Here is an 18,461-nt window from a genome sequence, read left to right on the forward strand (position 1 = left end):
GTCGATGTCGGATCTCGTCCCCGCGAGGCCCAGGCGAGCGGCCCTGTATGCGGTCGTGCGCGCACGGCTCCCCCGGAGTTGGTTCTCCGTGCGCCAGTCGCCGTGCGTGTCCGACACCTTAGCGGGCACGCCCCGAGAAAGGTTTCTCCGTCCGCGATGCGAGCGAGGATGGAGGTGACGCCACCCTCGTCACCGGCTTGACGGACGATCGGAGACCCCGTGTCGACAACTGCTGATGCCATCCGCTCCGCCGACGCGCACAGCGCGCACAACTACCATCCCCTGCCCGTCGTCGTCGCCACCGCGGAGGGCGCGTGGATGACCGACGTGGAGGGCCGCCGCTACCTCGACATGCTCGCGGGCTACTCCGCCCTGAACTTCGGCCACGGCAACCGCCGGCTGCTCGACGCCGCCCGCGCCCAGCTGGAGCGGGTCACCCTGACCTCCCGCGCCTTCCACCACGACCGCTTCGCGGACTTCTGTACGGAGCTCGCGGCGCTGTGCGGCAAGGAGGCCGTCCTGCCCATGAACACGGGCGCGGAGGCCGTGGAGACGGCGGTGAAAACCGCCCGCAAGTGGGGCTACGAGGTCAAGGGCGTACCGGACGGCCACGCCAAGATCGTGGTGGCGGCCGACAACTTCCACGGCCGGACCACGACCATCGTGTCGTTCTCCACGGACCACGAGGCCCGCGACCACTTCGGCCCGTACACCCCCGGCTTCGAGATCGTCCCGTACGGGGACCTCACCGCGCTCGCCGCCGCCGTCACCTCCAACACCGTCGCCGTGCTCCTGGAGCCGATCCAGGGCGAGGCCGGCGTGCTCGTGCCGCCGGCCGGGTACCTGCGGGGCGTACGGGAACTGACGCGCGAGCGGAACGTCCTGTTCATGGCCGACGAGATCCAGTCGGGTCTGGGCCGCACCGGCAAGACCTTCGCGTGCGAGCACGAGGACGTGGTCCCGGACGTGTACATCCTCGGCAAGGCGCTGGGCGGCGGGGTCGTGCCCGTATCGGCGGTGGTGGCCGACCGCGACGTGCTCGGCGTGTTCAAGCCGGGCGAGCACGGCTCCACCTTCGGCGGCAACCCGCTGGCCTGCGCCGTCGCGCTGGAGGTCGTCGCGATGCTCCGCACCGGCGAGTACCAGCAGCGCGCCACCGAGCTCGGCGACCACCTGCACCGGGAGCTGAACCTGCTGGTCGGCGGTGGCGCGGTGACCGCCGTACGGGGCCGCGGGCTGTGGGCGGGCGTGGACATCGACCCGGCGCGCGGCACCGGCAGGGAGATCTCCGAGAAGCTGATGGGGCTCGGGGTGCTCGTCAAGGACACCCACGGATCGACCATCCGGATCGCGCCGCCGCTGGTGATCTCCAAGGAGGACCTGGACTGGGGGCTGGACCAGCTCAGGTCGGTCCTCGGCGCCTGACCGGACGCCTCAGAGAATCACGTGGGGCAGGAAGCGGGCGTACTCGTCCGTGACCGGCCCCGCCGATTCGCGGATGCCGAGGCCCGCCGACTCGTCTTCGACGACCCACGCACCGAGCACCACCCGGTTGCCGTCGAAGTCGGGCAGCGGGGCGAGGCCCTGGAAGACGTACGTCTCGTCCTCCTCCGGTGCGAACGGCTCGCCGCCGACCGGATGCAGGGTGACGCCCGCGCCCTCGCGGCCCAGCAGCGGCTTCGCCGCGTAGCCGGTGGTCGTGGCGAGTTCGCGCGGGCCGTCCAGGTAGGCGGGCAGCAGGTTCGGGTGCTCCGGGAAGAGCTCCCACAGGACCGCCAGCAGCGCCTTGTTGGAGAGCAGCATCTTCCACAGCGGCTCGATCCAGGCGGTGGTGCCGGAGCCGCCGCCGTGGTCGTACGTGCCGAGGACCTGCGGGGCGAACTCGTCGGTGGCCAGCCACTCCCACGGGTAGAGCTTGAAGATCGCGCGGATGAAGCCGAGCTTCTCGTCCACGAACCGGCCGGAGAGGCTGTCCCAGCCGATCGCCTCCACCGACAGCTCGCGGGTCTCGATGCCGGCCTGCTCGGCGGTCTCCTGGAGGTAGGCGACCGTCATCAGGTCCTCGCCGAGCTCGTCGGTCTCGGAGTGCGCGAAGTGCACCGGGCCGGGCGGCAGCAGCTCCGCCTGGCGCCGCCACGCCTCGACGAGCCGCTCGTGGAGGGAGTTCCACTGGTCGGCGCCGGGGAAGCGTTCCTCCATCCAGAACCACTGCGGGCTGGCCGCCTCCACGAGGGAGGTGGGGGTGTCGGCGTTGTACTCCAGCATCTTGGCGGGGCTGCCGGTGCCGTCGTAGCGCAGGTCGAAGCGGCCGTAGAGCGAGGGCTGTTCGGCGCGGCGCCGCCAGGACTCGGTGATCAGCGCGGCGAGCTTCGGGTCGGTGATGCCGAGGTCGGCGAAGCGGTCGTGGTCGACGATGTGCTGGGCCGCCGCCAGGCACATGGCGTGCAGCTCCTCGACGACGTTCTCCAGCGCCTCGACCTCGGGGAGAGTGAAGGAGTAGTACGCGCTCTCGTCCCAGTAGGGGCGCAGGGAGTCGTCGGGGTAGCGGGTCAGGGGGTAGATCAACCCCTGTTCCTCGACGGTCTTCTGCCAGTCGGGGCGGGGCTCGATGGTGTGGCGCTTCACGCTGGATCAGCCGCCCGAGGAGCTCTTGTGGCTGCCGCCGATGCCGCCGCGGGTGACGGCGGACTTGTCGAAGCTGCCTCCGCTGACCTTGTTCTTCGCGACGGTGCCGCCGTAGTAGTAGGCGCCGCGGCCGCCGCTCTTGCACTCCTTGGTGTTCAGCTTCTCCAGGGTGGCGCGGTCCGCGCAGCGCTTGTCGGGCTCGTTGCTGCTGCCGCAGGCCACGAGGGCCGCGGCGAGCAGGCCCATGCCTCCGAGGGCAACGGTGCCTGAGCGCATGCGGCGCTTGGTACGCGTGGTGTCGGTGCTGCTGCTGTCCATGGACTGTTCGCTCCCCCTGGGTGGCCGGCTGCGCACAGACTAGAACGGCCGCCCCGGCCGACGGAATCCGGCCGACGCGGGATCCGTGACCTAGAGTCGGTTCGTGCTCATTGGGATGATTTGCGCGCTCGGTGCGGCGGTCTGCTTCGGCACGGCGTCGGTCCTGCAAGCGGTGGCGGCGCGGGCGGCGGAGCCGGGAACGGGCTCCGGGGTCGACACCGCCCTCCTCCTGCGGGCGCTGCGCCAGTGGCGCTATCTCGCCGGGCTCGGGCTGGACGGGGTCGGCTTCGTCCTCCAGATCATCGCCCTGCGGCACATCCCGATCTACGCGGTGGGCGCGGCCCTCGCCGCCAGCCTCGCGGTGACCGCGGTGGTCGCGGCGCGGCTGCTGCGGGTGCGGCTGAGCGGGACGGAGTGGGGCGCGGTCGGCGTGGTGTGCGCGGGGCTGCTGATGCTCGGGCTGGCGTCCGGGGAGGAGGGCTCGGGGAAGGGCACGCTCGCGCTGAAGCTGGGGCTGCTGGCGGTGGCCGGGCTGGTGCTGGTGGTCGGGGCCGTGGCGGGCGGGCTGCCGGACCGCAGCCGGGCGCTGACGCTGGGTCTGGCCGCCGGGACGGGCTTCGGGGTGGTGGAGGTGGCGGTCCGGCTCATCGAAGACATCTCGCTCTCCGCCCTGTCCAACCCCGCGTTCTACGCCCTGCTGCTCGGCGGCGGCTCCGCGTTCCTGCTGCTCACCTCGGCGCTCCAGCGGGGCTCGGTGACGGCGGCGACGGCCGGCATGGTGCTGGGCGAGACGATCGGCCCGGCGGCCGTGGGCGTGGCCTGGCTGGGCGACCGCACCCGCGAGGGCCTGACCTGGCTGGCGGTAGCGGGCTTCGTGGTGGCCGTAGCCGGAGCCCTGGCCCTGGCCCGCTTCGGCGAACCCCCGGCGGAGCCGGGCCACATCCAGCCGTCCGGCGCTTGAGGACGGGGCCCGGGCGCGGCCGGGTGCTCCTGGGGCTCCGCCCCGGACCCCGCTCCTCAAACGCCGGAGAGGCTGGATTTTCCAGACCACCGGCGGTCACGTGCGGGGTGACGCCAGCCAGATCCAGCCCGTCCGGCGTTTGAGGACCGGGTCCGGGCGGAGCCCGGGGAACGGGCGAAGGGCGGGTAGGGGACAGCCCCGCAGGGTCGCCTCCCCGCAGGCATCGCACAGCGGACCCGCGCCCGGGCGCCGTCACGGCAAGGCTGCGACCAAGGCGGCCAGCGTCGGGGCCCACGCGCTCTGGGACGGAGTCCCGAAGCCGACGACCAGGGCCTCGCGCGGGGGCATCGTCGCCTGCGGATGCCGGAAGAAGGACAGCGGCAGCAGGCCGAGGTCCTGCCAGGCGGCCGCCCGCAGGGCCGCCCGTTCCCCGCCCGGCGGCAGGTCCAGCACCGCGTGCAGGCCCGCGGCGATGCCGGAGACCACCGCCCGGTCCCCGACGGCCGCCACCAGCTCGTCGCGCCGGCGCCGGTACCGCAGCCGCATCTCCCGCACGTGCCGGTCGTACGCCCCCGACCGGATGAACTCCGCGAGCGTCAGCTGGTCCAGCGCGCTGGAGCTCCAGTCGGTCCGGCCCTTCACCGCCAGCACCTCCTCCAGCAGCGGTCCGGGCACCACCATCCAGCCCATGCGCAGCCCAGGCGCCAGGGACTTGCTCGCCGTGCCCAGGTACACCACCCGGTCCGGGTCCAGCCCCTGGAGCGCGCCGACCGGCTGGCGGTCGTAGCGGAACTCGCCGTCGTAGTCGTCCTCCAGGATCAGCCCGCCCGTGGACCGGGCCCAGTCCACCGCCGCCGCCCGCCGCCCGGGCGTCAGCGCGGCGCCCGTCGGGAACTGGTGGGCCGGGGTCAGCAGCACCGCTCCCGCGCCCGAACCGGCCAGCTCCGTGGTGCGGGCCCCCGACCCGTCCACGGCCAGCGGCCGCGTCCGCAGCCCGGCGGCCGTCAGCAGCTCCCGGTGCACGTCCAGCCCGTACCCCTCCACCGCGATCTCGCGGACCCGGCGCGCCCGCAGCATCCTCGCGAGCAGCATGAGGCCCTGCCCGAAGCCCGCGCACAGCACGATGCGTTCGGGGTCGGCGTACACCCCGCGGGACCGCGCCAGGTACCCGGCGAGGGCCTCGCGCAGCTCCACCCGGCCGCGCGGATCCGCGTACCCGAAGGCCTCGTTCGGGGCCTCGGTCAGCGCCCGCCGGGCCGCCGCCAGCCAGGCGGCGCGCGGGAAACCGCCCAGGTCCGGGGAACCGGGCTTCAGGCTGTACGAGGTCTGCGCGCGCACGGGGCGCCGTACGGCCACGGCCGCCGCGGGACGCCGCGCCCCGACCCCGACCCGGGCCCGCTCGCCGACCCGGGCCCGCTCCGCGACCCGGGTCCCGGAGCCCCGGCGGGCCGTCAGCCAGCCTTCGGCGACGAGCTCGGCGTAGGCCTCGGCGACGGTGTTGCGGGCGATCCCGAGGTCCGCGGCGAGCGACCGCGAGGACGGCAGCCGGGTCCCCGGGGCCAGCCGTCCGCTGCGCGCGGCCTCGCGCAGCGCCTCGGTGAGGCCGGCCCGGACACCGCGCCCGGGGACCGGTTCCAGATGCAGGTCGGCACCGAAAGTGGCCCGTGATTCCGTCATGGAAATGGACCATATCGGCGGGCCGCCCGGCTCGTAGGTTGGTTCCATGACCCACACCGAGAAGGCACCCGAGCACACCCCCCGCATGCAGCTGGCGAAGCTCGCCCCGGAGTTCTACAAGGCCGCCGTGGCCCTGGACGCGGCCGCCGCCAAGGGGCTGGACCCGGCCCTCGTCGAGCTCGTCAAACTGCGCGCCTCGCAGATCAACCACTGCGCCTTCTGCATCGACATGCACTCCAAGGACGCCCTCGCGGCGGGCGAGGACGTGGAGCGGCTGCTGCTGCTCGGCGCCTGGGAGGAGTCGCGGCACTTCTACACGGAGAAGGAGCTCGCCGCGATCGAGCTGACGGAGGCCGTGACCGTCCTGACCGACGGATTCGTTCCCGACGAGGTCTACGAGCGGGCCGCGAAGCACTTCGAGGAGAAGGAGCTGGCCCAGGTGATCGCCCTGATCGCCGCGATCAACGTCTGGAACCGCATCGGCGTCACCACCCGCCTCACCCCGGGGCACTACACCCCGGGGATGTACAAGTAACCCTGCGCGCGGCTCAGCCGCCCGTGGGCCGGAAGGCGGTCAGCGCGGCCTCGTGGTGCTCCTGCGTGAGCGTCCACTCGGCCGCCGGACCGGCCGTCAGGACGGCCCACTTCTTGCCGTCCCCGGCGACGAAGACCCGCTCCACGCCGCGGCGGCGGCCGTGTGACTCCGCGCTGTCGTACTCGTAGACCAGCTCCCCGCCCTCGGGGGCGCCCACGGCTGGGCCCACGCGGATCTCCTCGTAGCCCGTGGTCTGGGCCCGCAGGTAGGTGGAGGCGCCCTGGACGGCCGCGAGCGGGGTCAGTTCGGGCTCGCTCACCTGGAAGATCTGGACCAGTGCGGTGCGGTCGGGAGAGCGGTAGAAGACCCCCGCGGCGGCTTCCTCCCGGAGCCACCCGGCGGGGACGGCGACGGTGAACCCCTTCGCGTCGCGCACGGTCTCGTGGGCGGAGTCGCTACCGCTCGGGCTGGGGGTGGGGCTGCCGCTGCCGCTGCCGCTGCCCGTCGGCGACGGGGTGCGGGCCTCCGTGACCGAGGGGGCCGGGGAGGAGTCCTCCCCGCTCGGCGGGGCACTGGCGGTCGTCGGGCCCGCCTGCGCGGGCTGCTCGCCGGAGTCCCGCGCCACGAACCACACGGCCGCCGCACCGATCGCCAGCGCGGCCACCGCTACGGCCGCCGTGGTCGGCGTCGGCCACCGCCTCCCGCTCCGCGGGGGCCGGGGCGGCGCGGGGTACACCGGCTGTCCGGGCTGCGGGTGCGGATACGACGGGTAGGGGTACAGGTACGGGTCCTGCGACGCCCCCGGGCCGTACCCGGCCGCTCCGGCCCCCGAAGCAGGGGCCGGGCCCGGGGCCGGGGCCGGGTGGTGGCCCGGAGCGGGCTCCGGGCCTGGAGCCACGCCCGGAGCCGGGTCGTAACCCGGGGCAGGGGCCGCAGCCGGTGCGGAGCCGGATGCCGGTCCGGGAGCGTGTCCCGGCGCCGGAGCGTGGCCCGGCGCCGGAGCCTGTCCCGAGGCCGGAGCGTGACCCGGCGCCGGAGCCTGTCCCGAGGCCGGAGCGTGACCCGGCGCCGGAGCGTGGCCCGGCGCCTGGCCCGGCTCCGGAGGCGGCGCGGGCGCGGGCCCCGGTCCGGAAGCGGGCGCCGGAGGCGGCGCGGGGATCGGGTCGTAGCCCGGAGCCGGAGGCGGCGCGGAGTGGCCCGGGGGTGGGGTCGGCGCGGAGTGGCCCGGGGGTGGGGTCGGCGCGGAGTGGCCCGGGGGTGGGGTCGGCTGGGGGTCGGTCACCCAGCGTTGGGTCGCGGGGTCCCAGCGGGGGCCGTCCTGCGGGGCCACGGTCAGCCTCCCAGCGTGGTCAGGAGCCCGGCCAGGGCAGTCGCGGCGCTGACCGAGTCCACCAGCGGAGCCCACCGCTCCAGGGCCCCGCGGAGCCGCGGCACCAGGCCGGGCCGGATCTCCTCGGCCCCTTCCAGCCCCTCCGCGACCCCGTCCAGCTCGGCGTCGAGCGCCGCCCTGTCCTCGCCCCGCGGCAGTCGTACGAGGGCCGCGCGCAGGTCCAGTACGGCGTCGAGGAGGGCCTGCGGCCCGACGGTGTCCGCCCCGGCTCCCCCGTGGTGCACGGTGTTGGTGTTGTTGCTGCCGCCGATGCTGAACGCGCTGCCCGTGACCTCGCCGATGCGGACCGCGGGCTCCTGCCCGGCCGCGCCGGCAGCACCCGTACCCGTACCCGTATCCGTACCGCCGTTCTCAGTTGCCACCGGTGTTCCCCTTGCCCTTCGTGCTGTTGGTGTTGTTGCTGCCGCCGACGCTGAAGGCGCTGTGGTTCACCGACTGGATGAACACCCCGCCCTCGGCGACGTTGACCGCGCGCTGCGCGAACTCCTCCGTGTGCCAGCCCGCTTCGTGCAGCGCGAGGACGACGCCCCCGACGACCCGGTCCTGGATGGTCTTCAGGAAGCGGTCGAGGTCCATCAGGTGGAAGAGCGAGCCGTTGTCCTCGGAGGCCAGGTCGCGCACCGACACCCGCGGCCCCTCGGGCCGGGCCCCGCCGTGCCCGCCGGTGACGATCCGCCACCAGCTCGCCAGGCCGCGGCCCAGCGTGGTCACGGAGGCCGCGAGGGAGCCGGGGGTGTTGCGCAGGGCCCAGACGGCCTTGCCGAGCGCGTTGTTGTTGCGGTAGCGCTGGGCGTCCGCGTCGGCGTTGTGGAAGTCGGTCCGCACCGGCAGCAGCACGTGCGGGGCGACTTCCAGCATCATCATCCCGCCCTGCGTGTGGACCCGTACGAAGACGGTGACGACGAGGTTCTCGTCCCAGCCGCCCACCCGCACGCGCAGGAAGTGCCGGCGGCGCTCGCCGCCCTCCTCGATGGCGGCGGCGCGCTGCTCGCCGAACTGCCCGTGCACGACCTGTGCGGTGTCCCGGTGCGGCAGCCCGCCCGCGGGCAGGAACACGCACTCGTCCAGGACCAGTTCGCGCATCCGGTCGCCCACCGCGGCGGACTGCTCCGGGGAACCGTGCGGGGAGGGCACCCGCAGGCGTTCCAGCAGCGGCACGATCCGCGCCAGGATGTGGGCGTTGGTGACCGCGACGGGCTTGCGGTCGGGGCCGAGGTCCTCGCGCGCGCGCAGTTCCACGGACAGGTGCCAGGGCCGGAAGGGTTCACCCGCCCCGCAGAACGGGTCGTTGACGTCGTACATGATCATCGGCGTGTGCTGCTCGGCCCGGATGCGCTGGCGGACCCGCTGGAAGCGGGCCCCTTCGCCGGCTTCGGCCGGGTCGTTCGCGAGGTCGGCGTAGCGGCGCTCGGCGAGGTCGGTGGCGATGGTGCGGTAGACGTGTCCGCGCTGGAGCCCCACGACGGTGACCACACCGGCGAAGACGACCGGCAGCCACCACAGGACGGCGGTGGCCGCGACCTCCCCGCCCGTCGGGGCGAACGGCAGGCCGCCGGCTCCCGTCTCGTCCAGGAGGCTGAACAGCGCGAACCCGCCGATGCCGAGGGCGAACAGGACGAAGAGCAGTGCCCACCAGGCGTAGATCCGCAGGATCACGGAGAGCACCCGCAGCACCGGGACGTTCCGGGCGCGCAGCCAGTCGGCCAGGCTCAGCAGCAGGAAGGGCGGGACCAGCGCGAGGAGGAAGCCGCCCGTGAGCAGGGCGCCCACGAACCAGGCCCCGAGGACGCCGGCAGCCCAGCCGAGTTCGGCGCGGCGGGCGCGCAGCGCGTGGGCGAGGACCCGGGAGGCGTCGTAGCCGTAGGAAGGGGCGACGATCCGTTCCTCGTGGACGTACAGCTCGTCGATGACCCGGTCGCGGTACCCAGCGTCGAGGTACGTACCCGCACACAGGAAGCGGCCGGCCTCGCTGAGGGAGGGGTGGACCGGGGGCCGGCCCGCGGAGGTACCGGCCCAACTGCCGCCGGGCTGATGGGGAATCGGGTTCTCGGTCACCGACCGACCCTAGGGTTCCCCTCCATGCCGCGACAGAAAGATTCACGCCAAACGCCCCGGCCAGGTTTGGCCGGGGCGCATGGGTGTTCGTACCGCTCGTACGGGGGCCTGCGCGGCCGGGCCGTACGAGAACGATCAGATCAGGCCGAGCTCGCGCACCGCGTCGCGCTCCTCGACGAGCTCCGCCACGGACGCGTCGATGCGCGCACGGGAGAACTCGTTGATGTCCAGGCCCTGGACGATCTCGTAGCGGCCGTCCTTGGTGGTGACCGGGAAGGAGGAGATGATGCCCTCCGGGACGCCGTAGGAGCCGTCCGACGGGATGCCCATGGAGGTCCAGTCGCCCGCCGCGGTGCCGTTGACCCACGTGTGCACGTGGTCGATGGCGGCGTTGGCGGCCGAGGCGGCCGAGGACGCGCCGCGGGCCTCGATGATCGCCGCGCCGCGCTTGGCGACGGTCGGGATGAACGTGTCGGACAGCCAGGCCTGGTCGTTGACCAGCTCGGCGGCGTTCTTGCCGGCGATCTCCGCGTGGAAGATGTCCGGGTACTGGGTCGCCGAGTGGTTGCCCCAGATGGTCAGGCGCTTGATGTCGGAGACGGCGGCGCCGGTCTTGGCGGCCAGCTGCGAGATCGCGCGGTTGTGGTCCAGGCGGGTCATCGCGGTGAAGCGCTCGGCCGGTACGTCCGGGGCGGCGGCCTGCGCGATGAGCGCGTTGGTGTTGGCCGGGTTGCCCACGACCAGGACCTTGATGTCGTCCGCGGCGTTCGCGTTGATCGCGGCGCCCTGCGGCTTGAAGATGCCGCCGTTGGCGGAGAGCAGGTCACCGCGCTCCATGCCCTTGGTGCGCGGGCGGGCGCCGACCAGCAGCGCGACGTTGGCACCCTCGAAGCCCTTGTTCGGGTCGTCGAAGATGTCGATGCCGGCGAGCAGCGGGAAGGCGCAGTCGTCGAGCTCCATGGCGGTGCCCTCGGCGGCCTTCATGCCCTGAGGGATCTCCAGAAGTCGGAGCTTGACCGGCACGTCCGCGCCGAGCAGGTGGCCGGAGGCGATGCGGAAGAGCAGCGCGTAGCCGATCTGGCCGGCGGCGCCGGTGACGGTGACATTCACGGGAGTGCGGGTCATGGCCTTCTCCGTTAGACAGCTGGCGGTGGGGCGTCCCTGCCCCATGTGCTGGGAGGACGCCGCTCCGTGGCCCAGTAAATCTTGACGTGAAGAGACATCCGCCGTCAGGCTATCCGACCCTGGAGCACCCCAATCCCCCGCCCCGTGTGGCGCAGGGCACACGGGGCCTCCCCCGGGGGCGTCCCGGGGGCGCCGGAAGGCTCAGCGGACGGTGAAACGGACCGCGGTCTCCAGGAAGGGGACGTTCAGCCACGGCTTGGGCTCGATGACCAGTGCGAGCAGCGTGATCGCCACGCCCAGCAGGCCGTACGTGACCATGTCCGTGAAGCGGGAGCGCACCGCGAGCATGCCCACGGAGGGCAGCAGTCGGCGCATCACCGAGCCCGCGAGCATCGCGATGCCGATCAGCAGGCAGCCGGCGCGCGGATGGTCCATCGCGGTGAGCAGCAGTCCGCCGGCCGTGGCGGTGAGGACGGCGAGCATCGGCCACTGCCGGGCCGGAGCCGGAGCGTCGCCGGGCGCGGCCCGGCCACCGCCCTCGGGACGCGCGGTGTCCCGGGTGACGGAGGGGAAGCGGCGGGACTTGGCCCCCTCGGGCTCCTGGGCGGCCGCGGGCCGTGGGGTCCGCCCGCCGCCGCCCGTGCCCTTCGCGGCCCAGCTCGGAACCGGGCGCGGGGCCGCGGCGGCCGGGGCGGGAGCGGGCTCGGGGGCCGCGGCGGGGTCCGGCTCGCGCTCAGCCGGCACGGGGAACCGCCCGCTCGGCGGCTTCGACCACGTTGACGAGCAGCTGCGCGCGGGTCATCGGGCCGACGCCGCCCGGGTTCGGGGAGATCCAGCCGGCCACGTCCGCGACTCCGGGGTGCACGTCCCCGACGATCTTGCCGTTCTCGTCGCGGCTGACGCCGACGTCGAGCACGGCGGCGCCCGGCTTCACGTCCTCCGGCTTGACCAGGTGCGGCACGCCGGCGGCCGCGACGACGATGTCCGCCTGGCGCAGCAGTCCGGACAGGTCGCGCGTACCGGTGTGGCACAGGGTGACGGTCGCGTTCTCGGACTTGCGGGTGAGCAGCAGGCCGATGGACCGGCCGACGGTGATCCCGCGGCCGAGGACGACCACGTGCGCGCCGTTGATCTCCACGCCGTGGTGGCGCAGCAGCTGGACGATGCCGTACGGGGTGCACGGCAGCGGGCCCGGCTCGTTCAGGACCAGCCTGCCGAGCGACATCGGGTGCAGGCCGTCGGCGTCCTTCGCCGGGTCCATGAGCTCCAGGACGCGGTTGGTGTCGATGCCCTTGGGGAGCGGGAGCTGCACGATGTAGCCGGTGCACTCCGGGTTGGCGTTCAGCTCCCGCACGACCTCCTCGATGTCCTCCTGGGAGGCCGTCGCGGGCAGTTCGCGCTGCAGGGAGGCGATGCCGACCTCGGCGCAGTCCTTGTGCTTGCCGTTGACGTACCAGCGGCTGCCCGGGTCGTCGCCGACCAGCAGGGTGCCGAGGCCGGGGGTGATGCCCCGGGCCTTGAGCGCCGCCACGCGGGCGGTCAGTTCGGACTTGATCGCGGCTGCGGTGGCCTTGCCGTCGAGAATCTGGGCGGTCATGGCCCCATCCTCCCGGATGGAGCGGTCAAGGATCCAGTCGCGGATCCGGCCGCAGTCCCGCACGGCCTGCCCGGGTCCGCTCGGGGGCCGCTCGAGGTGCGCCCGGGGTGCGCTCGGGGATGGTTCCGGGTGTGTTCCGGGTTCGCCCAGGTTCGTTCCGGGTTCGTTCCGGGTTCGCTCGGATTCGTTCCGGGTTCGCTGTGGGTTCGTTGCACTTGCACAACAAGTACCGGGCGAGCGACGTCGCGGCTGGACAAGCCCGGTCCTGCGGGACGACCATGCGGGGAACGTAGTGCCGCGAGCAGTGCCGGGGGGCGGGCCGCACGACTTGCAGTGAATCCTCCGCGCGTGCCGTGCGTCCCCGCACTTCCACGGAGGAACACCCCAGATGAGCTTCGGCGACCCGAACAACCCGTACGCGCAGCAGCCGCAGGGCGGCCAGCCCGCCTACGGCTACCCCCCGCAGGCCCCCCAGGGCGTCCCTGCCCAGGGCGGCTACGGCTACCCGCAGCAGGCTTACCCGGGCGTCCCCGGCTACCCGGGCTCGCCGATGCCCATGCCCGGCGGGGTGAAGGGGGCGCGGGTCATCCTCTTCATCCTCGGTGGACTCCAGGCCCTGCTCGGCCTGCTCATCGCCGTCGGCGGCGCACTCTTCGCCACCGCGCTGTCCGAGTCGTCCAGCTCCAGCGCGAGCGACGTGGGGGCCGTCGCCGGCGGCGCGTTCGTCATCGGCGGCATCTTCGTCGTCGGCCTGGCCCTGTGGCCGATCCTGACCGCCGCCAAGCTGAGCAAGGGCCGCGGCGGCGTACGGGTCTCCGGGATCATCTTCGGCTCGCTCCAGACCCTCTTCGCCGTCGGCAGCCTGGTCATCAACATCGTGACGCTCAACGGCCTCCACGAGTCCGGCGGCGCCCCGCTCCTGATCTCGACGATCCCCGCCCTGATCTCGCTCGGCCTGGGCCTGTGGATCCTCATCGGCCTGGCCAACTCGGCCGCGGGCGAATACTTCCGCCGCCCCCAGTACTAGGACGCGGCACTCGTACGCAGGACCAGGCCCCAGGTCCCGGACGCATGACACGGCGAAGGCCGCCCACCGCACTGCTGCGGTGGGCGGCCTTCGCCGTCTGCGGGTGAGCGCCGGACTCAGTGGAAGAAGTGACGGGTCCCCGTGAGGTACATCGTCACGCCCGCCGCCTTCGCGGCCTCGATCACCAGCTCGTCGCGCATCGAACCGCCCGGCTGGACCACGGCCTTGATGCCGGCGGCCGTCAGGATCTCCAGCCCGTCCGCGAAGGGGAAGAAGGCGTCGGAGGCGGCGTACGAGCCCTGCGCGCGCTCGGCGCCCGCCCGCTCGACGGCCAGCTTCGCGGAGTCGACGCGGTTGACCTGGCCCATGCCGACGCCGACCGAGGCGCCGTCCTTGGCGAGCAGGATGGCGTTGGACTTCACGGCGCGGCAGGCCTTCCACGCGAAGGCGAGGTCGGCGAGCTCGTCGGCGGAGAGGGCCTCGCCGGTGGCCAGCGTCCAGTTCGCCGGGTCGTCGCCCTCGGCCTGGACGAGGTCGCTCTGCTGGAGCAGCACGCCGCCGGAGACGGGCTTGAGCTCGGCCGGCTGGTGCGGGGTGCCCTCGACCTTCAGGACGCGGATGTTCTTCTTCTTCGCCAGGACCTCGACGGCGCCCGGCTCGAAGTCGGGGGCGACGATGACCTCGGTGAAGATCTCCGCGACCTGCTCGGCGAGCTCGACGCTCACCGGGCGGTTGACGGCGATGACCCCGCCGAAGGCGGAGACCGGGTCGCAGGCGTGCGCCTTGCGGTGGGCCTCGGCGACGTCCTTGCCCACCGCGATGCCGCACGGGTTGGCGTGCTTGATGATCGCGACGCAGGGCTCTTCGTGGTCGTAGGCGGCGCGGCGGGCCGCGTCGGTGTCCACGTAGTTGTTGTAGGACATCTCCTTGCCGTGCAGCTGCTCGGCGTTGGCGAGCCCGCCCGGCTGCCCGTCCGTGTACAGCGCGGCGGCCTGGTGCGGGTTCTCGCCGTAGCGCAGGGTGGACTTGCGCTCCCAGGCGCCGGCCAGGAACTCGGGCAGTACGGCTTCCGGCTCGGGCGCGTACGCGTTCGTGAACCAGGAGGCCACGGCCACGTCGTACGCGGCGGTGTGCTGGAAGGCCTCGGCCGCGAGCCGCTTGCGGGCGGGGAGGTCGAAACCGCCGCCCTGGGCGGCCGCGAGCACGGCGTCGTAGCGCGCCGGGCTGGTGACCACGGCCACCGAGGGGTGGTTCTTGGCGGCGGCGCGGACCATCGAGGGGCCGCCGATGTCGATCTGCTCCACGCACTCGTCCGGGGTCGCGCCCGACTGGACGGTCGCGAGGAAGGGGTAGAGGTTGACGATCACCAGGTCGAAGGGCTCGACGCCCAGCTCCGCGAGCTGGTTGCGGTGGTCCTCCAGGCGCAGGTCGGCGAGGATGCCGGCGTGCACGCGCGGGTGCAGGGTCTTGACCCGGCCGTCCAGGCACTCCGGGAAGCCGGTCAAGTCCTCGACCTTGGTGACGGGCACCCCGGCGGCGGCGATCTTCGACGCGGTGGAGCCGGTCGAGACGAGCGCGACACCCGCCTCGTGCAGACCGCGGGCCAGCTCTTCCAGTCCCGTCTTGTCGTAGACGCTGATGAGCGCGCGCCGGATCGGGCGCTTCGACGCGGCGAGGTCCTCGCCCTCTGCGGTCACGGTCTCTACGGTCCCTGCGGCCTCTGCGGCGGTCACTGGATTGTTACCTTTCGTCCCTCGATGCGGTAGCCGTGCCGGGCCAGGCGCCCCACGACGTCGACGAGCAGCTCGCGCTCGACTTCCTTGATCCGCTCATGGAGAGCGGCTTCGTCCTCTTCGTCCCTGACCTCGACCACACCCTGGGCGATGATCGGACCGGTGTCCACGCCCGCGTCCACGAAGTGGACGGTGCAGCCGGTGACCTTCGCGCCGTAGGCGAGGGCGTCCCGTACGCCGTGGGCGCCGGGGAACGCCGGGAGGAGGGCGGGGTGCGTGTTGACGAACCGGCCGCCGAAGCGGCCGATGAACTCGGGCCCGACGATCTTCATGAACCCCGCCGAGACCACCAGGTCCGGCGCGTGCGCGTCGGTGGCCGCGGTCAGGGCGGCGTCCCACTCCGCACGGCTCGCGTACGCCTTGACCGGGCACACGAAGGTGGGGATCCCGGCCTTCTCCGCGCGCTCCAAGCCGGCGATGTTCTCGCGGTCGGCTCCCACGGCGACGACTTCGGCGCCGAAGCCCTCGGGTCCGCCGGGGTGGGCGTCGATGGCGTCGAGCAGGGCCTGGAGGTTGGTGCCGGATCCGGAGACCAGCACGACCAGGCGGGAGGCGGCCATGGGAGGCCCTTTCTCGTCGAGCGGGGGCGCCTCCCGGCGTGAACCGGGGGCGCGTCGTTCGTCTTGTGCGATCGCATGAAACTTCGGGCCCCGGGGATACGGGGGACCATACGAAGCCACCGACCGCCTGCAACGATACCGGCACACCGGACGGCCCCCGAGGGACGGGGGGACGGGTGGGCGGTAGCGTCTGGCGTACACGCCGTAAACAGGCCTCGGACGTCCCAGCGGCGTCCACGACACAGGGGATGAAACACACCCGATGCCGGACCGCCCCCAGCCCGACCGCTCGACCGACGACAACCCCTTCGCGGCGCCCCCGGAAGGCCGGCCCGACCAGCTCTGGGAGCCGCGCGCCGGTGACGGCGGCGACAAGCAGAACCCCGGGTCGGGACCGGGCGCGGATCCCGGATCGGGACCGGCGCGCTGGGACCCCACGGACCCGATCCAGCGGCGGGCCCGGTACGCGCTGCTGGCCGGTATGTGGGGCTTCTTCTTCGGAGTCTTCGGCATCCCCTCGATGGGGCTGCTGCTGGGCGCGCTCGCCCTCTACTGGGGGATCAGCGCCCTGCGCGGGGTCCCGGTGAAGCCGTCCGGGGACGGGGCGCAGGCCTCGTCGGGCGGCTCGCGCGGCACGGGCGCCACGGCGGCGGACGTGGGTACGGGAACGGGCAGGGGCGCCGGTACGGATACGGGCGCCGGCGCGGCTCCCGGTGCGGCCCGGGGCGGACTGGCGGCGCTGGGTGCCGCCGCCCGGCCCCAGCGGACGGCGGCGGCGAGCGGGCTGGTGACGGCTTCGCTGGCGATCCTGCTGGCGCTGTCCTCGTACGCGGTGCAGCTCACGTACAAGGACTTCTACGTCTGCAAGCAGGACGCCCTCACCAAGCCGGCCGAGCTGCAGTGCAACGACCTGCTGCCGGACAACTTCATCGGCAAGATGCTCGAGGTCCAGCGGTAACCGGTCGATTGCCTGTCGCCGGCTAGTCAATCGATCCGGGCGGCCTCCGGTTCGGGCCGTTCGGCCTGCCCCGGGCCCTTCTCCGGTTCGGGTTCCCGTTCCGGTTCCGCTGCCGGCTTCCGGCGGGTCAGTACGCGGACCCCGGTCGCCGGCGGGACGAGCGGGGGCGGGGGCAAGGGCGCCGGAAGAGACGATCCTGCCGGTACGAGGGCCCCGGGCTGTGGCTCGGATGCGGGCGCGGGCATGGGCGCGGACATGGGCGTCGGCACGGGCGTGGGCGCCCCCGCGATCGCCGGTGGCGGCTCCGCCGGCAGCGCGGGGAGCGGGATCGGGGTCAGGTCCAGCTTGAGGCCGGGCATGACCAGCACCGGACGCTTCGGTGGTGCGGACACCGGCCGGGGCGCTTCCTCCGGAGCCCGGGCCGGGGGCGGCCCGTCACCCTCGGCCGGGGTGCTGGAGAAGTCCGGGATCAGCGTGCCCGCCGCACGGCGCAGGGCCGCCCAGCGCACCTCGCGCACGCCGCTGTCGTGCCAGCCGTCCTCGGAGCCGGCGCCGGCCAGGCCCTTCGCGGGCCGGTTCCGCCAGGCGTGCACGGTGACGGCCAGCGGGACCGCGAGGAGCAGGGTCCAGCCCAGGGCCGCCCCGCCCGCCTGCCACCACACGGGGCCGAAGGCGGCCAGCTCCCGGGAGCCGAGCGGCCCCGCCGAAGCCGCGGCGAGGGCCGCCGTCACCAGGGCGCACACCAGGGCGCCCAGCGCCGCCGTGAGCGCGGTCTCCCCGTACGAGACGTCGCGTGCCCGGCGTACCGCGAACCAGCCCACCGCCAGCCCGGCCACCACCGGCACCGCGCCGACGGCCCAGGTCAGCGGCGTGCCGGAGCCCTGCGAAGGCAGCGCCGCGAGCAGCGGGAAACCCGGCAGCGCGGGCGAGCCGCCGAAGCCGAGCGGGGTCGCGGCGGCTCCGGTGCCCAGCGCGAAACCGGGACCAAGGGCGTAGGCGGCGCCCCAGACGACGGCGTTCGGGATCAGCACGAGGGCGAGCAGCAGCACCGCGAAGCGGCCAGACCAGTCCCCGGTCAGCGCCGCGAAGGAGCCCTGCACCTCCGCCCCGTGCCAGGCCAGCGAGGCCCCGACCAGCAGGGCTCCGCCGCCGAGGAGCACCAGTGCCCCACCGGCGCCGGCCCGCAGCGCGAGGGCGTAGCGGGGCCGGGTGAGCCGGCCGGGCACCTGCCCGAGCGGCCTGCCCCGGGCCTCCCAGACCCCGCCGGCGGCGGCGAGGGCGGCGACGACCGGGAGGTGCCGGGCCGCGCTGAGCGGGTCCGCGGGCATCGGCCCGGCGGCGGCGTACACGACGGCCAGGGCGCCGACCCCGAGGTAGCCGCAGAGCACGGCGGCGAACACCACGCCCGCGGGCAGCGGCTCCGCGCCCCGGTCCTCCTGCGCGGCGCTGCCGATCCGGGCGGCGCGCCGGATGAGCAGAGCGGGCAGGGCCACGAGGAGCAAGGGGGTCAGGCCGACGGGGGCGGGCACGCCGGAGAGGGTCTCGTAGCGGACGAGGTCGGTCCCGTGGGCGAGCAGCCAGAGGCCCGCCGCGAGGTGCAGGGCACCGCCGGGGCCGCTGTCGGGGTAGGGGGAGCTGATCCACAGCACGATGACGAGCACGGCGAGGAAGCCGAGCCCCAGCACTGCGGCGACGGCGCCACCCACGACACACGCGGCGGCCGCCGGTGAACGGCGCCGTGCGGGGGCCCCGGGGGGCATGGGCAACGAGGTCCCGCGTTCGGTCACTTGGGTCACCCCGCCATGGTGCCAACGACACGCGCTATGGGCGGGTAACAGGC

At 73.9% G+C, this 18,461-nt stretch carries 17 protein-coding genes and 1 riboswitch; of the genes, 5 read left to right on the forward strand and 12 right to left on the reverse strand.

Annotated elements, in window-relative coordinates:
* Positions 1–20: 20 nt before the first annotated feature.
* A riboswitch (ZMP/ZTP riboswitch) is annotated at positions 21–111 on the reverse strand.
* 108 nt (positions 112–219) lie between these two features.
* Positions 220–1,425, forward strand: coding sequence for an ornithine--oxo-acid transaminase (gene rocD / locus OG276_RS13740; RefSeq protein ID WP_266905294.1), 1,206 nt, complete (start codon positions 220–222; stop codon positions 1,423–1,425).
* A gap of 9 nt (positions 1,426–1,434) precedes the next feature.
* On the opposite strand, the gene OG276_RS13745 is transcribed toward rocD, so the two are convergent.
* The gene (locus tag OG276_RS13745; RefSeq protein WP_266905296.1) at positions 1,435–2,625 is read right to left on the reverse strand and encodes a glutathionylspermidine synthase family protein; all 1,191 of its coding nucleotides are present in this window, start codon (positions 2,623–2,625) and stop codon (positions 1,435–1,437) included.
* A 6-nt stretch (positions 2,626–2,631) separates the two neighbouring features.
* Positions 2,632–2,943 (reverse strand): hypothetical protein, encoded by a 312-nt coding sequence (locus tag OG276_RS13750; RefSeq protein ID WP_266905298.1) that lies wholly within the window; start codon positions 2,941–2,943, stop codon positions 2,632–2,634.
* A gap of 115 nt (positions 2,944–3,058) precedes the next feature.
* On the opposite strand from OG276_RS13750, the gene OG276_RS13755 reads away from it, so the two are divergent.
* On the forward strand, positions 3,059–3,904 hold the full coding sequence (locus OG276_RS13755) for a hypothetical protein (RefSeq protein WP_266912794.1): 846 nt from the start codon (positions 3,059–3,061) through the stop codon (positions 3,902–3,904).
* A gap of 252 nt (positions 3,905–4,156) precedes the next feature.
* Here OG276_RS13755 and OG276_RS13760 read toward each other — a convergent pair whose 3' ends face one another.
* Positions 4,157–5,581: a PLP-dependent aminotransferase family protein gene (locus tag OG276_RS13760; RefSeq protein ID WP_266905300.1), complete on the reverse strand. Its 1,425-nt coding sequence runs from the start codon at positions 5,579–5,581 to the stop codon at positions 4,157–4,159.
* Between the two features lie 46 nt (positions 5,582–5,627).
* Here OG276_RS13760 and OG276_RS13765 point away from each other — a divergent pair, with 46 nt between their 5' ends.
* Positions 5,628–6,116 (forward strand): carboxymuconolactone decarboxylase family protein, encoded by a 489-nt coding sequence (locus tag OG276_RS13765; protein ID WP_266905302.1) that lies wholly within the window; start codon positions 5,628–5,630, stop codon positions 6,114–6,116.
* Between the two features lie 13 nt (positions 6,117–6,129).
* Here the strand turns inward: OG276_RS13765 and OG276_RS13770 are convergent, their stop codons facing one another.
* From OG276_RS13770 to OG276_RS13795, 6 genes are all read right to left on the reverse strand, one after another.
* The gene (locus OG276_RS13770; protein ID WP_266905304.1) at positions 6,130–6,780 is read right to left on the reverse strand and encodes a hypothetical protein; all 651 of its coding nucleotides are present in this window, start codon (positions 6,778–6,780) and stop codon (positions 6,130–6,132) included.
* A 668-nt stretch (positions 6,781–7,448) separates the two neighbouring features.
* Positions 7,449–7,868: a hypothetical protein gene (locus OG276_RS13775; RefSeq protein ID WP_266905306.1), complete on the reverse strand. Its 420-nt coding sequence runs from the start codon at positions 7,866–7,868 to the stop codon at positions 7,449–7,451.
* The gene (locus OG276_RS13780) at positions 7,858–9,561 is read right to left on the reverse strand and encodes a hypothetical protein (protein ID WP_266905308.1); all 1,704 of its coding nucleotides are present in this window, start codon (positions 9,559–9,561) and stop codon (positions 7,858–7,860) included. Before OG276_RS13780 ends, OG276_RS13775 begins: the two co-directional genes overlap by 11 nt.
* Before the next feature lie 135 nt (positions 9,562–9,696).
* Complete coding sequence (locus OG276_RS13785) at positions 9,697–10,686, reverse strand: malate dehydrogenase (protein WP_266905310.1); 990 nt, start codon at positions 10,684–10,686, stop codon at positions 9,697–9,699.
* Between the two features lie 201 nt (positions 10,687–10,887).
* Complete coding sequence (locus tag OG276_RS13790) at positions 10,888–11,430, reverse strand: DUF3017 domain-containing protein (protein WP_266905312.1); 543 nt, start codon at positions 11,428–11,430, stop codon at positions 10,888–10,890.
* Positions 11,420–12,283: a bifunctional methylenetetrahydrofolate dehydrogenase/methenyltetrahydrofolate cyclohydrolase gene (locus tag OG276_RS13795; protein WP_254382492.1), complete on the reverse strand. Its 864-nt coding sequence runs from the start codon at positions 12,281–12,283 to the stop codon at positions 11,420–11,422. The genes OG276_RS13790 and OG276_RS13795 overlap by 11 nt, the downstream gene beginning before the upstream one ends.
* Positions 12,284–12,671: 388 nt before the next feature.
* Between OG276_RS13795 and OG276_RS13800 the strand changes: the two genes are divergently transcribed.
* The gene (locus OG276_RS13800; RefSeq protein ID WP_266905314.1) at positions 12,672–13,310 is read left to right on the forward strand and encodes a hypothetical protein; all 639 of its coding nucleotides are present in this window, start codon (positions 12,672–12,674) and stop codon (positions 13,308–13,310) included.
* A gap of 116 nt (positions 13,311–13,426) precedes the next feature.
* Here the strand turns inward: OG276_RS13800 and purH are convergent, their stop codons facing one another.
* On the reverse strand, positions 13,427–15,007 hold the full coding sequence (purH, locus tag OG276_RS13805; RefSeq protein ID WP_266905316.1) for a bifunctional phosphoribosylaminoimidazolecarboxamide formyltransferase/IMP cyclohydrolase: 1,581 nt from the start codon (positions 15,005–15,007) through the stop codon (positions 13,427–13,429).
* A 32-nt stretch (positions 15,008–15,039) separates the two neighbouring features.
* A complete protein-coding gene (gene purN / locus OG276_RS13810) occupies positions 15,040–15,663 on the reverse strand; it encodes a phosphoribosylglycinamide formyltransferase (RefSeq protein WP_266905318.1) in 624 nt (207 codons plus the stop codon).
* A gap of 262 nt (positions 15,664–15,925) precedes the next feature.
* On the opposite strand from purN, the gene OG276_RS13815 reads away from it, so the two are divergent.
* Positions 15,926–16,621 carry a hypothetical protein gene (locus OG276_RS13815; protein ID WP_266905320.1) on the forward strand — a complete coding sequence of 232 codons (696 nt, stop codon included), beginning with the start codon at positions 15,926–15,928 and terminating at the stop codon, positions 16,619–16,621.
* 26 nt (positions 16,622–16,647) lie between these two features.
* On the opposite strand, the gene OG276_RS13820 is transcribed toward OG276_RS13815, so the two are convergent.
* A complete protein-coding gene (locus OG276_RS13820; protein WP_266905322.1) occupies positions 16,648–18,417 on the reverse strand; it encodes a DUF6350 family protein in 1,770 nt (589 codons plus the stop codon).
* Positions 18,418–18,461 lie beyond the last annotated feature (44 nt).

It is taken from the genome of Streptomyces sp. NBC_00086 (assembly GCF_026343255.1).
GTDB lineage: Bacteria > Actinomycetota > Actinomycetes > Streptomycetales > Streptomycetaceae > Streptomyces.